The sequence below is a fragment of the Sphingomonas sp. genome (genome assembly GCF_965200135.1).
Lineage (GTDB): Bacteria > Pseudomonadota > Alphaproteobacteria > Sphingomonadales > Sphingomonadaceae > Sphingomonas.
Map to the genome: position 1 here is coordinate 1 of NZ_CBDATK010000004.1, position 12,156 is coordinate 12,156.

The window sequence follows — 12,156 nt, forward strand, 5'->3', positions numbered from 1 at the left end:
GACGCAGCAGCCGCCCGGCGATGCGCGGCGTGCCTCGCGCGCGGCGCGCGATCTCCGCCGCGCCGTCGGGCGAGACCGGCAGCCCGAGCAGCCCCGCGGCGCGGACGACGACGCGGGTCAGTTCCTCGACCGAATAGAATTGCAGCCGGACCGGGATGCCGAAGCGATCGCGCAGCGGCGTCGTCAGCAGGCCCTGCCGCGTCGTCGCGCCGACCAGCGTGAAACGTGGCAGGTCGATGCGGACCGAGCGCGCCGACGGCCCCTCGCCGATCATCAGATCGAGCGCGCGGTCCTCCATCGCCGGATAGAGCACCTCCTCGACGGCGGGCTGGAGCCGGTGAATCTCGTCGATGAACAGGACGTCGCCGTCTTCCAGATTGGTCAGCAGCGCCGCGAGATCGCCCGACTTGGCGATGACCGGCCCGGAGGTGGCACGGAATCCGACCCCCATTTCGCGCGCGACGATCTGCGCCAGCGTCGTCTTGCCGAGGCCGGGCGGGCCGAAGAACAGGACGTGGTCGAGCGCGTCGCCGCGCGCCTTGGCGGCGGCGATGAAGACGCGCAGATTGTCGCGTGCCGCCCGCTGACCGACGAAATCGTCGAGCGTGCGCGGGCCGCAGCGCCGCATCGGCGTCGTCGGGGTGGCGGGTGGGGGTGACGAGGCGTTCGTCGGTCATCGTTGCGGGCGCCTCACCGGCTGAGCGCCGACGGCGACTCCCTGAAATTGACCCGGCCGCGCGGCGGGCAGACCGCGACCGGCTGCGGCATGTCGGCGGCGAGATGCGACGTCCAGCATTCGCCCAGCACCGAACAGAAGCAGGCGGTGACCTTGATCCGCTCGCGCGCGGAATCGAACGCGTTCCATTTCGCTCGGCTGGCCGGCCCGGTCGGATATCGCCACAGCATGAACTGCCGCGTCTCGCCGGCCGGGAAATAGGTGCCGCCGACCGGGCGCGTCGGCAGATAATCCTGTTCTTCGGCGCGCGGCGTATAGTCGATCAGGTCGTTGGGATCGTTCTGGACGACGCCGTCCTTGGTCACCTCGAACCAGATCACCCGCGCCGTACCGGTGCCGACATTGGCGACGCTGAGCGTGATCGCGCGCGCGCCGTCCTCGACGTTGCCGGTCAGGAACTGAAGGATCGGCGTGGCATTCGCGCGGACCAGCCGGCTGTTCTCCTCGACCAGCTTCTCCATGGTGTGCCCGGTATGCTGCGCGGTCAGCAACGACGCCGCCGAGAGCACCAGCACCGCGATCGCGAGCGACAGGTCCAGCCAGGCGATCCCGGACTTGTGATGTGCGTGCGGCGCTTCGGGTTCGTCGATCATGGCGGTGTCCTCTGGCGCGGGTGCGCCGGCGGGGGGCGGCTCTTCAGTCATCTGTGACCTATAGATAGTCGAGGTCGATCGTCAGTCATGGTGTTCGATATCGCCGGTGATCGCGACCCAGCTTTGCCGGCGCCCCTCGTAGTTCGACGACTGAGGCGAGGGAAATGTCGGGTCCGCAAAGGCGCCCAGCGCGACGGCAACGAGATCGGGCTGCGAATCGGCGCGATAATAGACCGTCGAACCACAATCCGGGCAGAAGTGGAACGTTGCGCCACCGCCCTCATCCCCCGTCCGCCGCCACGTCCGCGCTTCGCGGTTCATCGTCACGCAATCCGCCGGGAAGCGTGCCTGCGCGGCAAACGCCGACCCGCTGCGCCGCTGGCACGCTAGACAGTGGCAGACCGACACGCGCACCGGCTCAACGCTGCACGTCACCGACAGCTTGCCGCACTGGCAGGCGGCGCGGCGTTCCGCACCCGATGCAATGTGCGCTTCGTCCTCGTCGGGTCGCCCGACAACCGCGACACCACCACCACAGCGCGCGTCGTTGATCGCCAGGAGATCGCGTGCCCACCGTTGGATCAGCACTGCCGGCGGCTGGACGATCCACCCCTGCGCGTCACCCACGGCGACATAGTCTTGCGCCGCGACGCCGAGCGCGGTCAGCGAACAGACCAGCGCGGCACGCTCGTCGTGATCGGTCACCGACGCGAAGTCTCGATGGGATCGACCGGGAAGCAGATGCGCGATCGCCGCCGGGAGGATGCCCCGATCGGCCGCGTGCCGATAGAACCGGTCGGAGCGGTCCTTCCGGGTCGCGTCCAACGTCTCGGGATCGGCGATCAGCATGCCCAGCCATGCCGACGGAAACGCCTCAACGATCGCACGGTCGTCGATCGCGTGCGGATGGCGGGCCGATCGCACGGTGCCGGTCGCGAGTACGGCACGAGCGCAGGCGTTCGCGTGGCGGTTGAGCAACCGACCGACGGGTGAGTTCGACTGGCCGGGCTTGCCGATCCGAGGCTGGAAGCCGAGCGTCAGCAGGCGCTCGGCGCGACGATAGGCGCCGATCTCGTCCAGACCGCGCCGCAACGGCCCATCGAAGGCGGCGGCGAGCAGCGGTCGATCGGCCAGTGCCGTGATCGCCGCGACGCGCTCGTCCTCGGTCGCGCGGAAGCGACGCACGACCCAGTCGACCGTCGTCGCGGTCCAATCGAGCCGGCAGATCGCGCTCGATCGTTTTGTCTCCGAGCAGCCGACATCGATGCCGAGCACGGACCCTTCGGACGGAAGCATGACCTCCATCATCACCGGCGCGCGCCGTGCCGTCGCCAGACGCGGACATAGTCCACCTCCATCCGCTGCGGCAGCGCAGCCTCGTCGATGCCTCGGGCGCCGCCCCAGTCGCCGCCGATCGCGAGGTTGAGGATCAGGCGAAACGGCGCGTCGAAGGGCCAGGCGCCGTGTCCGCCGGGCCGGTCGTTGGCGACGCGCATGTAGCTGCGACCGTCGACGCCGATGCGGATCGCCGCCGGCGTCCATTCCAGCTGATAGCGGTGGAAGGCGGAACAGCTGGTCGGCACGGTGATCTGGGCGCCGCGCTGGGTGCCGCGAACGTGATTGAACAGGCCGGTGTGGAGGGTGGCGTGGACGACGGTCGGGTCCCAACCGACCATCTCCATCAGGTCGATCTCGCCCGCCTCGGGCCAGGACTGCCCGCGCGCGACCGGCAGCAGCCAGACCGCGGGCCAGGTGCCGCGCGCGCAGGGCAGCTTCGCGCGGACCTCGTAGAAGCCATAGGTCCAGCCGCGGCGGCTGGTGATGCGGCCCGACGTGAACCGCTGCCCGCCCAGGTCGGGATGGGTGGCGGCGGCAGGTGCGCCGGCGCGGGCCTCGATGACCAGTCGGCCGTTCGCGACGCGGACGTTGGCGGGGTCCACCGAGTAATATTGCGCCTCGTGGTTGAACCAGCCCTGGCGGTTGCGCTCGGTCTCGAAGGCCCAGCGGGCAGGGTCGAGGCGGCGGCCGGCGAACTCGTCGGCAAAGACCAGCTGCGCGTCGGCGGGGCGGACGAGCGGCGTGTCGTCGCGGGCGTCGGTCGCGGACAGCGTCTGTCCCGACGCGGCGCTGGTCAGGGTCGGGGTCAGAGTCAGCAGCAGCAGCAGGGCGGCGAGGCGGCTCATACCGGCTTGGCAGCCTTGCGAAGCGCGAGGCGGACCAGTGCGTCGAGCGTCGCGTCCGGGCCCAATGCCTCGGCGGCGGCGGCGACCGCGCTCGCCGCTTCGGCGGGACGGAAGCCGAGGTTGAGGAGGGCGGAGACGGCGTCGGCGCCCGCCCCCGCGGGATGAGCCTGCGCCGCGGCGGCAGGGCCGAGGACGATGCCGCCGGTCCTGTCCTTCAGCTCGCGGACGATGCGCTCGGCGAGCTTGGGGCCGACGCCGTTGGCGCGCGCCACCGTCGCCTTGTCCTGCGCGGCGATGGCGCGAACGAGGTCGGCGGGTTCCAGCGCCGACAGGATCGCCAGCGCGACGCGCGCGCCGACGCCCTGGACGCCGGTGAGCAGTCGGAACCAGTCGCGCTCGGCAGCAGCCGCGAAACCGACCAGGCGGATGAAGTCCTCCCCCACCAGCATCTCGGTATGCAGCATCGCCGCCTCGCCGACCGGACCGAGGGCGGCGAGCGTGCGGCTGGAGCAGCCGACCAGATAGCCGATACCGCCGACGTCGATCACGGCCGTGTCGATACCGATCGACTCGAGACGACCCTTCAGGTGCGCGATCATCGGGCCACGCTCGTACGGGCGCTCACGCGCCTCACGCTACGGCGGTGCCTCAAGCGCACCGATACGAGGGCGCGGCGGCAGCGAAAGGGCAGAGTCGTGAGGATCGGATCGGACACCGAAGACGGCGTAGCGGGCAGGTCGCTTTCAGGGAAGGCGATCAGCCGCGCGTCCGCGCGTTCGCCAGATGATGCGCGTGGCAAATCGCCACCGCCAAGGCGTCAGCCGCGTCCGAGCCGGCGATCGTGCAGCCCGGCAGCAGCCGTGACACCATCGCGTGGACCTGCGCCTTTTCCGCGCGGCCGGTGCCGACGACCGCTTGTTTCACCCGCGCGGGAGCATATTCGCCCGGCTCGATCCCGACACGGGCGAGCGCCAGCAGCGCCACGCCGCGAGCATGGGCCAGCTTGAGCGTCGATTGCGGGTTGGTGTTGACGAACACCTCCTCGACCGCGGCGGCGGTGGGCGCATGGTCGGCGAGGAGGGCGGCGAGCATGGTGTCGAGATGCGCGAGGCGGCGGGCGAGGCTGTCGCTCGTGACGGTCTTGAGGCGACCGTTGGCGAGGTGGGAGAGCCGGTTGCCCTCCGCGCGGATGACGCCCCAGCCGGTGGTGCCGAGACCGGGGTCGAGGCCGAGGACGATCATGGATCAATCCTCCCCGGCACGGGGAGGGGGACCAGCCGCAGGCTGGTGGAGGGGGGTTGCCGCGAGCGCATCGCCTGTGGCCCGCCCCCTCCACCAAGCCGCTGCGCGGCTCGGTCCCCCTCCCCGTGAACGGGGAGGAAAAAATTCACCCCAACCGCTCCATCACCTCGTCCGAGACCTCGTAATTGCCCCACACGGTCTGAACATCGTCGTCGTCGTCGAGCGTGTCGATCAGCTTGAACAGCGTCGCCGCATCGTCCTCGCCGAGCGCGATCATCGTCTGCGGCCGCCACGCGAGCTTCGCCCCCTCCGCCTCGCCCAGCGCCGGCACCAGCGCCTTGGCGACCTCGTGCAGGTCACCGATCGCGGTCCAGACCTCGTGGCCGTCCTCGGCCGAGGTGACGTCCTCCGCGCCCGCCTCCAGCGCCGCCTCGAACACCTTTTCCGCGTCGCCCGCGCTCACGGGATAGCTGATAAGGCCGAGCCGGTCGAAGCCGTGGCTGACCGAGCCGCTCGCGCCCAGATTGCCGCCGTTCTTGCTCACCGCGGTGCGGACGTTGGTCGCGGTGCGGTTGCGGTTGTCGGTCAGCGCCTCGATGATGAGCGACACGCCGGCGGGGCCGAAGCCCTCGTAGCGGATCTCCTCATAGGTCTCGGCGTCGCCGCGCGTCGCCTTGTCGATCGAGCGCTGGATGTTGTCCTTGGGCATCGACTGCGCCTTGGCGGCGTTGACCGCGGCGCGCAGACGCGGGTTCATGTCCGGGTCGGGCAGCCCCATCTTGGCCGCGACGGTGATCTCGCGCGACAGCTTGGAGAACATGCCGGAGCGCTTCTTGTCCTGCGCGCCCTTGCGATGCATGATGTTCTTGAACTTGGAATGGCCTGCCATTTTCTTTCCTCGTCATCCCGGACCTGATCCGGGATCCCGCTCCTTTCGTCCGCTTAAGTAAAGCGGGACCCCGGCTCAAGGCCGGGGTGACGAAGCCTCAGTGCAGACCCAGCGCCTGGCGGTACGTCTCCATCAGCGCGTCCGCCTCGTCGCGATGGTGCTTCTCCATCTTACGCAGCGCGACGATCTTTCGCATCGTCTTGGCGTCGAAGCCGGTCGACTTGGCCTCGCTGTAGACGTCCTTGATGTCGTCGGCGAAGCTGCGCTTCTCTTCCTCCAGCCGCTCGATGCGCTCGATGAACTGGCGGAGCTGCTCGGCGGAGACATTGTCGGTCATGATGGTCCCTGGGTGAATCGAAAGCTGGCGGCCGTGTAGCGGCGCGCGGGCGCAGCTGTCACCCCTGCGGGTTCTTCTCGAGGCTTTCCGCCATCCGCGCCAGTTGATCCGGCGTCGCGGCGGGCTGGCGGGCCTTCCACTCGGCATAGGGTTCGCCGTGGATCAGGTCGCGCGCCGCGCCGCGCGGCTGGCCGGCGGCGTCCTCGACCCATTCGGACAGGCAGTTGCGGCAAAAGCCCGCCAGCCCCATCAGGTCGATGTTCGCCGCATCGTCGCGGTGACGCAGATGGCGGACGAGGCGGCGGAACGCGGCGGCGGCGTGCGCGTCGTCGAGCTGGTCGAGCGGGTCCATTCACATTCTCCACGTTGCTTGAACAGGGTTAACGGCTACAGCGGAGAACCGGCCGCACCGAGGTTTCCCAAGATGACCAAAGCCATCACGCCGCGATCGCGCAAGGTCCGCGTGCTCGCGACGTTGGGCCCCGCGTCCAACACGCCCGAGATGATCGAGGCACTGTACAATGCCGGGGCGGATGCGTTCCGGCTCAACATGAGTCATGGCGACCAGGCAGGAAAGCTGCCGGTGATCGCCGCGATCCGCGCGCTGGAGAAGAAATACGGCCGGCCGACGACGATCCTGGCCGACTTGCAGGGCCCCAAACTGCGCGTCGGGCGCTTTGCGGGCGGGCGCGCGATGCTGGCGACGGGAAGCCGGTTCGTGTTCGATCGCTCCGACGTGCCGGGCGACGCGACGCGCGTGCAGCTGCCGCATCGCGAGATCTTCGCCGCGATCGAGGTCGGGGCCAGGCTGTTGCTGGACGACGGCAAGCTGGTGCTCCGCGTGGTCGAGCACGACACGGACCGGATTGTCACCAGGGTCGAGGTCGGCGGCGCGTTGTCGGACAACAAGGGGCTGAACGTCCCCGACGTCGTCGTGCCGGTCCCGGCGCTGACCGAAAAGGACCGCAGCGACCTCGCCTTCGCGGTGCAGGCCGGGGTCGACTGGATCGCGCTGTCGTTCGTGCAGCGGCCCGAGGACCTGATGGAGGCGCGCACGCTGATCGAGGGCAAGGCGGCGCTGCTGGCCAAGATCGAGAAGCCCGCCGCGATCGACCGGCTGGAGGAGATCGTCGAACAGTGCGACGGCGTGATGGTGGCGCGCGGCGATCTGGGCGTCGAGCTGCCGCCGCAGAACCTGCCGCCGTTGCAGAAACGCATCGTCGAGGTATCGCGGCGGCTCGGCCGACCGGTGGTGGTCGCGACTCAGATGCTCGAATCGATGATCACCTCGCCCTCGCCGACCCGCGCGGAGGTCAGCGACGTCGCGACCGCGATCTATGACGGCGCGGACGCGATCATGCTGTCGGCGGAGTCGGCGGCGGGCGACTGGCCGGTCGAGTCGGTGGCGATGATGAACGCGATCGGCGACGCGGTGGAGCGCGACCCCGCGCACGGCGACCGCATCCACTTCACGGTGATGCGGCCCGACCCGACCACCGCCGACGCGCTGGCCGAAGCCGCCAAGACGATCGCCGCGACAACGGGGGCGACCGCGATCGTCTGCTACACCACGTCGGGATCGACCGCGCGGCGGATCGCGCGCGAGCGGCCGTCGGTGCCGATCCTGGTGCTGACGCCGTCGACGGTCACCGCGCGACGACTGGGGCTGCTGTGGGGCACGCACGCCGTCCACACCCGCGACGTCGAGTCGTTCGAGGAGATGGTCGCCAAGGCGAAACGCATGGCGCTGCGCCACAAGATCGCGCGCGCGGGCGAGACCGTGATCGTGCTGGCGGGCGTCCCCTTCAAGACGCCCGGCTCCACCAACGTGCTCCACGTCGTCCGGCTGACGGGCGAGGAGCTGAAGGACTTCGGCTGAGGCGAGTGCGAAGCCCCTCCCCCGACGGGGAGGGGAGCCCGGATCAGTCGATGTTGTTCGCGCTGTCGATCGCCCGGTTGAACTCCTCGATCACGTCGTTGAGATCGTCCGGGTCCTTGCTCTGCCGCAGGTCGCGATAGTCGCCGATCATCGAGGTCAGGTTGTCCACCACCGACGAATGGCCGCTGTCGGGCTGGTCGGTCGGCGCGGCCTTCGCCTTGGCGGCGTCATAGGCGGTGCGCTGTTCGGCGAGCAGCTTTTCCAGCGAGGCGACGATCGCGTCGGCGCGGCCATAGGTGGCCGGGTTCTTCACCGCCGCCGGGTCGGGAAACAGCGCCAGCAGATCCTCGGCCTGCTTCAGCTCCAGCTTGGTGTTGTAGCCGAGCGTATTCCCCGCCGCCTTGAGCCGCGACAGCTCGCCGTCGAGCCGCGCCCGCCGCGCCGCCGACAGCGCGGTATCGAACCGGTCCGCCTCCGCCAGCGCGGCGCGGAACTCCGCCACCATCAGCGGGTCCTCGCGCTTGCCGCGCGCGAGCGCATCGTCCTTGTACGCCTTGCTGTCGTAATAGGTATTGAGCGGCCCCAGTCGTGCCATGACCTTGTCCAGCGCCGCGATCAGCGCGTCGGCGGAACGGTCGAGCGCGGGCGTGGCACCGGGCATCGCGCGCGCCGCCTTCAGCTTGGCGAGCGCCTGATCGACCCAGCCGTCGGTGATCGAGATGCTGTCCGTCGGCGACTTGCCGGCGATCTTCTCATCCATGTAGCGGCGCGCGGTTTCGGTCAGCCCGAACGTCTCGATCAGCTTGTTGTAGCCCTCGGTATAGGCGCTGATCTTGGTGCCGACCTGCCGGTCCGCGTCCGCGCCCGCCGGGGTAGCCTCGCCCGCCGCGGCGGTGCTGCTGTTACCGGTGGTCGTGCCCTTCCCGCAGCCCGCTAACAGCAGCGCCATCGCCGACAATGCGGCGATCGATCGAGTCGTGGTGTGCATCTATGTCCCTCCTGCCCAGCCGCCCGAACGCGTCAGCGCCGATCAGGGTCCGAGCAATCCGAGCGCCGTCAACTCGCCGCGCAGCCGGGGTTGGTCGGTGAAGTGCAGCGCATGCAGCCCCACCGCCGCCGCGCCCGCGACATTGGCTTCGTTGTCGTCGACGAACACCGCGTCCTCGGCGCGCAGGCCGAAGCGGTCGAGCGCGAGGCGGTAGATCGCGGCATCGGGCTTCACCAGCTTCTCGTCGCCTGACACGACGATATCGCGGAAGCGGTCGAACATCGCCGCCTCGCGCGCGCGGAAGGGCGGGAAGAACTCGTGGGAGAAGTTGGTGATCGCGTACAGCGGCACGCCGGCGGCGTGGAGGTCGTCGACCAGCGCGGGCATGCCCTCGACCGGGCCGGGGATCGTGTTAAGGAAGTTCGGTGCCCAGGCCGCGATCAGGTCGGCATGGTGCGGATGCGCGGCGATCAGTTCGGCCGACGTCGCGGCGAAATCGCGGCCGGCGTCGTGCTGGAAATGCCAGTCGGAGGTGACGACGTCGCGCAGAAATACGCTGCGCGCCTCGTCGTCGGGGATGAGGCGCTCGTAGAGGAGCCGCGGCTCCCATCGGTAGAGCACACGGCCGATGTCGAAGATGACGGCGTGCGGCTTGGTCATTCGATCACCGGCAGGGGCGCGACACGGAAGTAGAATCCGTGTCGTCGGTCGGACGCTGCGCCGCCGGCCGTCGCCTCGGTCGAGACGCGGATTAGCCTAGCTAATCCGCTACCTCGGCTCAGCCCTGGCGCGCCTTGAAGCGGCGATTCGTCTTGTTGATGACATAGGTGCGGCCGCGACGACGGATCACGCGGTTGTCGCGATGACGGTCCTTCAGCGACTTCAGCGAGTTGCGGATCTTCATGGTCAATCTACTTTGCGCGAGCGTTCGTACGGAAAGCGCGCCGCCTATGGAGACGGGCCGCGAAAGTCAACCGCGCGGATACCCGCGACGGGCGGTGCGTTCCCCACGACGAAGCTATCAACCAAGGTAAATACCCATGCGCGCCAAGGTCGCCCTTCTCGCCGTCCCCTTCCTGCTCGCCGCGCCCCTGCTCGCCTCGTGCGCCACGACCGGCGGCGGCTCGGCGCCGACCGACGTGATCCGCTATCATCTCGGTCAGCCGCTGGAGCGCGGCACGGTGGTGGTGCAGTCGGCGGCGGGCGGCGACGGGCTGTCCGGCCAGCCTTACGAAGAGGCCGTGGCGCGCGCGCTCGGCACGGCCGGCTACACGCCCGCGGCACCCGGCGGCGAGGTGCAGTTCATCGCGCTGGTCGAGGTACGGCAGATCAGCCGCGAGGAGCGGCGGCCCTCGCCCTTCTCGATCGGGCTGGGCGGTGGCGGCTTCAGCGGCGGCCGGAGCGGCGGCGTCGGGCTGGGCGGCGGGATCGGCTTTCCGATCGGTCGGGGTCGGCGCACCACGATCGACGCGACCGAGCTGACCGTGCTCATCAAGCGCCGCGTCGACCAGTCGCCGGTCTGGGAAGGTCACGCCCGCACCGTCGCCCCGCGCGCGGCCGACATGCGGATCACGGCGGACAAGCTCGCCACGGCGGTGTTCACGGGGTTCCCCGGCGAGTCCGGGCGCACTATCACGGTCCGATGATCTACATCATCGCCCACACCGCATGACCGTCACCATCAACGCCGCCTTCGACAGCGGCAATGTCAGGGTCGTCTCGATCAGCGGAGATCGCGTCGATCTGGAGATCGTCACCGACAAGGACTCCGAATTCTTCCAGTGGTTCTACTTCCGCGCGGCGGGCGTGACGGGACAGTCGGTGACGTTTCGGCTGCTCAACGCGGGCAAGTCGGCCTATCCGTTCGGCTGGCCAGGCTATCGGACGCGGGCGAGCAGCGATCGCACCGTCTGGCGGCAGGCCGACACGACCTATGCGGACGGCGTGCTGGAATGGCGGTGGACGTTCGACGGCGATCTCGCCTGGTTCGCCTATTTCGCGCCGTACACGATGGAGCAGCACGCGGCGCTGGTCGCGCGGATCGCGGCGACGCCCGGCACGACGCATCGCGAGCTGGGGCAGAGCCTGGACGGACAGGCGATCGACTATCTGCGCTTCGGAACGGGGGCCAAGCAGGTGTGGCTGTACGCGCGCCAGCATCCCGGCGAATCGATGGTCGAATGGTGGATGGAAGGCGCGCTCGACTGGCTGACGAGCGATGCCGCCGCGCCGCTGCTGGCGGCGGCGACGGTGCATGTCGTCCCCAACATGAATCCCGACGGCACGCGGCGCGGGCATCTCCGCACAAATGCGGCAGGCGCCAACCTCAACCGCGAATGGCACGCACCGACGCCCGAGCGCTCGCCCGAAGTGTTGTGCGTGCGCGACGCGATGGACGCGACCGGGGTCGACTTCGCGATCGACGTCCATGGCGACGAGGCGATCCCGGCCAACTTCATCGCGGGCTTTGAGGGCATCCCGTCCTGGACCGAGGATCACGGCGCGAAATTCTATGCGTTCGGCGACCGGCTGGCGGCGCACACGCCCGACTTCCAGGTCGGCAAGGGCTATGAAAAGGCGAGTGCCGGCAACGCCAACCTGTCGATGTCGACCAACCAGCTCGCCGAGCGGTTCGGCGCGGTCTCGGTGACGCTGGAGATGCCGTTCAAGGACCACGACCCCAATCCAGACCCCGAGCAGGGCTGGTCGCCCGACCGGTCGAAGGCGCTGGGCGTCGCGTGCCTGGAGGTGCTGGCGGGGATGATCGGGGAGATCTGATGCGGATCGCGGTCGACGATCCGCTCCGCGAGGATGTCGCGGCGCTGATCGCGTTCCACGCGAAGACCGCGCGCGGGTTGATCCCGCAGGGTTACGCGCATGCGCTCGACGCGGCGGCGCTGGTCGATCCGGCGATCACCTTCTTCACTGCGCGCGACGGCGAGACGCTGCTCGGCATGGCGGCGCTGCGGGCGATGTCGGCCGAGCATGTCGAACTGAAGTCGATGCGGACCACCCCGGCGGCGTTGCGGCGCGGCGTCGGCCGGGCGCTGCTCGCGCATGTCATCGCGGCGGCGCGCGCCCGCGGGTTCGCGCGACTGAGCCTGGAGACGGGCACGGGGCCGATGTTCGTGCCCGCCAACGCGCTTTACGAGGCGGCGGGGTTCACCGATTGCGCGGCGTTCGGTGGGTATCCGGCGAGCCCGCACAATCGCTTCATGACGATGGGGTTGTAGCGGCGGCTATCGCCCAATAGCGGACATTCGCGTCACGTCCGTCTTCGATACCTTGCGGACATCGGCAACGACCTTT

At 69.5% G+C, this 12,156-nt stretch carries 15 protein-coding genes and 1 pseudogene; 4 read left to right on the forward strand and 12 right to left on the reverse strand.

Annotated elements, in window-relative coordinates:
* The 9 genes and pseudogenes from ruvB to ACOFKS_RS02050 all read right to left on the reverse strand — a co-directional run.
* A pseudogene (gene ruvB, locus ACOFKS_RS02010) lies at positions 1 to 677 on the reverse strand (Holliday junction branch migration DNA helicase RuvB); the annotation flags it as partial.
* A gap of 13 nt (positions 678 to 690) precedes the next feature.
* The gene (locus ACOFKS_RS02015; RefSeq protein ID WP_419807582.1) at positions 691 to 1,380 is read right to left on the reverse strand and encodes a hypothetical protein; all 690 of its coding nucleotides are present in this window, start codon (positions 1,378 to 1,380) and stop codon (positions 691 to 693) included.
* Between the two features lie 30 nt (positions 1,381 to 1,410).
* Positions 1,411 to 2,625 carry a GFA family protein gene (locus ACOFKS_RS02020; RefSeq protein WP_419807583.1) on the reverse strand — a complete coding sequence of 405 codons (1,215 nt, stop codon included), beginning with the start codon at positions 2,623 to 2,625 and terminating at the stop codon, positions 1,411 to 1,413.
* Between the two features lie 11 nt (positions 2,626 to 2,636).
* Positions 2,637 to 3,512, reverse strand: a complete 876-nt coding sequence (locus tag ACOFKS_RS02025) for a glycoside hydrolase family 16 protein (protein ID WP_419807584.1) — start codon at positions 3,510 to 3,512, stop codon at positions 2,637 to 2,639.
* The gene (gene ruvA, locus ACOFKS_RS02030; protein ID WP_419807585.1) at positions 3,509 to 4,111 is read right to left on the reverse strand and encodes a Holliday junction branch migration protein RuvA; all 603 of its coding nucleotides are present in this window, start codon (positions 4,109 to 4,111) and stop codon (positions 3,509 to 3,511) included. The genes ACOFKS_RS02025 and ruvA overlap by 4 nt, the downstream gene beginning before the upstream one ends.
* 157 nt (positions 4,112 to 4,268) lie before the next feature.
* The gene (gene ruvC, locus ACOFKS_RS02035; protein ID WP_419807586.1) at positions 4,269 to 4,754 is read right to left on the reverse strand and encodes a crossover junction endodeoxyribonuclease RuvC; all 486 of its coding nucleotides are present in this window, start codon (positions 4,752 to 4,754) and stop codon (positions 4,269 to 4,271) included.
* Between the two features lie 145 nt (positions 4,755 to 4,899).
* The gene (locus ACOFKS_RS02040) at positions 4,900 to 5,643 is read right to left on the reverse strand and encodes a YebC/PmpR family DNA-binding transcriptional regulator (RefSeq protein ID WP_419807587.1); all 744 of its coding nucleotides are present in this window, start codon (positions 5,641 to 5,643) and stop codon (positions 4,900 to 4,902) included.
* Positions 5,644 to 5,740: 97 nt separating this feature from the next.
* Positions 5,741 to 5,980: a DUF2312 domain-containing protein gene (locus ACOFKS_RS02045; protein WP_419807588.1), complete on the reverse strand. Its 240-nt coding sequence runs from the start codon at positions 5,978 to 5,980 to the stop codon at positions 5,741 to 5,743.
* 58 nt (positions 5,981 to 6,038) lie between these two features.
* Positions 6,039 to 6,332, reverse strand: a complete 294-nt coding sequence (locus ACOFKS_RS02050) for a DUF1244 domain-containing protein (protein WP_419807589.1) — start codon at positions 6,330 to 6,332, stop codon at positions 6,039 to 6,041.
* Positions 6,333 to 6,404: 72 nt separating this feature from the next.
* On the opposite strand from ACOFKS_RS02050, the gene pyk reads away from it, so the two are divergent.
* Entirely contained in the window at positions 6,405 to 7,859 is a 1,455-nt protein-coding gene (gene pyk / locus ACOFKS_RS02055; protein WP_419807590.1) for a pyruvate kinase, read from the forward strand.
* A gap of 43 nt (positions 7,860 to 7,902) precedes the next feature.
* On the opposite strand, the gene ACOFKS_RS02060 is transcribed toward pyk, so the two are convergent.
* From ACOFKS_RS02060 to ykgO, 3 genes are all read right to left on the reverse strand, one after another.
* Entirely contained in the window at positions 7,903 to 8,847 is a 945-nt protein-coding gene (locus ACOFKS_RS02060) for a DUF3829 domain-containing protein (protein WP_419807591.1), read from the reverse strand.
* A gap of 42 nt (positions 8,848 to 8,889) precedes the next feature.
* Complete coding sequence (locus ACOFKS_RS02065; RefSeq protein ID WP_419807592.1) at positions 8,890 to 9,507, reverse strand: HAD-IA family hydrolase; 618 nt, start codon at positions 9,505 to 9,507, stop codon at positions 8,890 to 8,892.
* 118 nt (positions 9,508 to 9,625) lie between these two features.
* Entirely contained in the window at positions 9,626 to 9,751 is a 126-nt protein-coding gene (gene ykgO, locus ACOFKS_RS02070; protein WP_003046794.1) for a type B 50S ribosomal protein L36, read from the reverse strand.
* Positions 9,752 to 9,887: 136 nt separating this feature from the next.
* Between ykgO and ACOFKS_RS02075 the strand changes: the two genes are divergently transcribed.
* From ACOFKS_RS02075 to ACOFKS_RS02085, 3 genes are read left to right on the forward strand one after another with little or no spacing between them, the layout of a single operon-like run.
* Entirely contained in the window at positions 9,888 to 10,493 is a 606-nt protein-coding gene (locus ACOFKS_RS02075) for a DUF4136 domain-containing protein (RefSeq protein ID WP_419807593.1), read from the forward strand.
* 22 nt (positions 10,494 to 10,515) lie between these two features.
* Complete coding sequence (locus ACOFKS_RS02080) at positions 10,516 to 11,625, forward strand: M14 family metallopeptidase (protein ID WP_419807594.1); 1,110 nt, start codon at positions 10,516 to 10,518, stop codon at positions 11,623 to 11,625.
* Complete coding sequence (locus tag ACOFKS_RS02085; RefSeq protein WP_419807595.1) at positions 11,625 to 12,080, forward strand: GNAT family N-acetyltransferase; 456 nt, start codon at positions 11,625 to 11,627, stop codon at positions 12,078 to 12,080. The genes ACOFKS_RS02080 and ACOFKS_RS02085 overlap by 1 nt, the downstream gene beginning before the upstream one ends.
* Positions 12,081 to 12,156: the final 76 nt, after the last annotated feature.

Bases quoted from the DNA above. Each gene is read 5' to 3' on its own strand.
- ruvA (WP_419807585.1), bottom strand. From the start codon at position 4,111: ATGATCGCGCACCTGAAGGGTCGTCTCGAGTCGATCGGTATCGACACG.
- ykgO (WP_003046794.1), bottom strand. From the start codon at position 9,751: ATGAAGATCCGCAACTCGCTGAAGTCGCTGAAGGACCGTCATCGCGAC.
- ACOFKS_RS02020 (WP_419807583.1), bottom strand. From the start codon at position 2,625: ATGCTTCCGTCCGAAGGGTCCGTGCTCGGCATCGATGTCGGCTGCTCG.
- ACOFKS_RS02085 (WP_419807595.1), top strand. From the start codon at position 11,625: ATGCGGATCGCGGTCGACGATCCGCTCCGCGAGGATGTCGCGGCGCTG.
- ACOFKS_RS02065 (WP_419807592.1), bottom strand. From the start codon at position 9,507: ATGACCAAGCCGCACGCCGTCATCTTCGACATCGGCCGTGTGCTCTAC.
- ACOFKS_RS02040 (WP_419807587.1), bottom strand. From the start codon at position 5,643: ATGGCAGGCCATTCCAAGTTCAAGAACATCATGCATCGCAAGGGCGCG.
- ACOFKS_RS02080 (WP_419807594.1), top strand. From the start codon at position 10,516: ATGACCGTCACCATCAACGCCGCCTTCGACAGCGGCAATGTCAGGGTC.
- ACOFKS_RS02060 (WP_419807591.1), bottom strand. From the start codon at position 8,847: ATGCACACCACGACTCGATCGATCGCCGCATTGTCGGCGATGGCGCTG.
- ruvC (WP_419807586.1), bottom strand. From the start codon at position 4,754: ATGATCGTCCTCGGCCTCGACCCCGGTCTCGGCACCACCGGCTGGGGC.
- ACOFKS_RS02015 (WP_419807582.1), bottom strand. From the start codon at position 1,380: ATGACTGAAGAGCCGCCCCCCGCCGGCGCACCCGCGCCAGAGGACACC.
- ACOFKS_RS02075 (WP_419807593.1), top strand. From the start codon at position 9,888: ATGCGCGCCAAGGTCGCCCTTCTCGCCGTCCCCTTCCTGCTCGCCGCG.
- ACOFKS_RS02025 (WP_419807584.1), bottom strand. From the start codon at position 3,512: ATGAGCCGCCTCGCCGCCCTGCTGCTGCTGCTGACTCTGACCCCGACC.
- ACOFKS_RS02045 (WP_419807588.1), bottom strand. From the start codon at position 5,980: ATGACCGACAATGTCTCCGCCGAGCAGCTCCGCCAGTTCATCGAGCGC.
- ACOFKS_RS02050 (WP_419807589.1), bottom strand. From the start codon at position 6,332: ATGGACCCGCTCGACCAGCTCGACGACGCGCACGCCGCCGCCGCGTTC.
- pyk (WP_419807590.1), top strand. From the start codon at position 6,405: ATGACCAAAGCCATCACGCCGCGATCGCGCAAGGTCCGCGTGCTCGCG.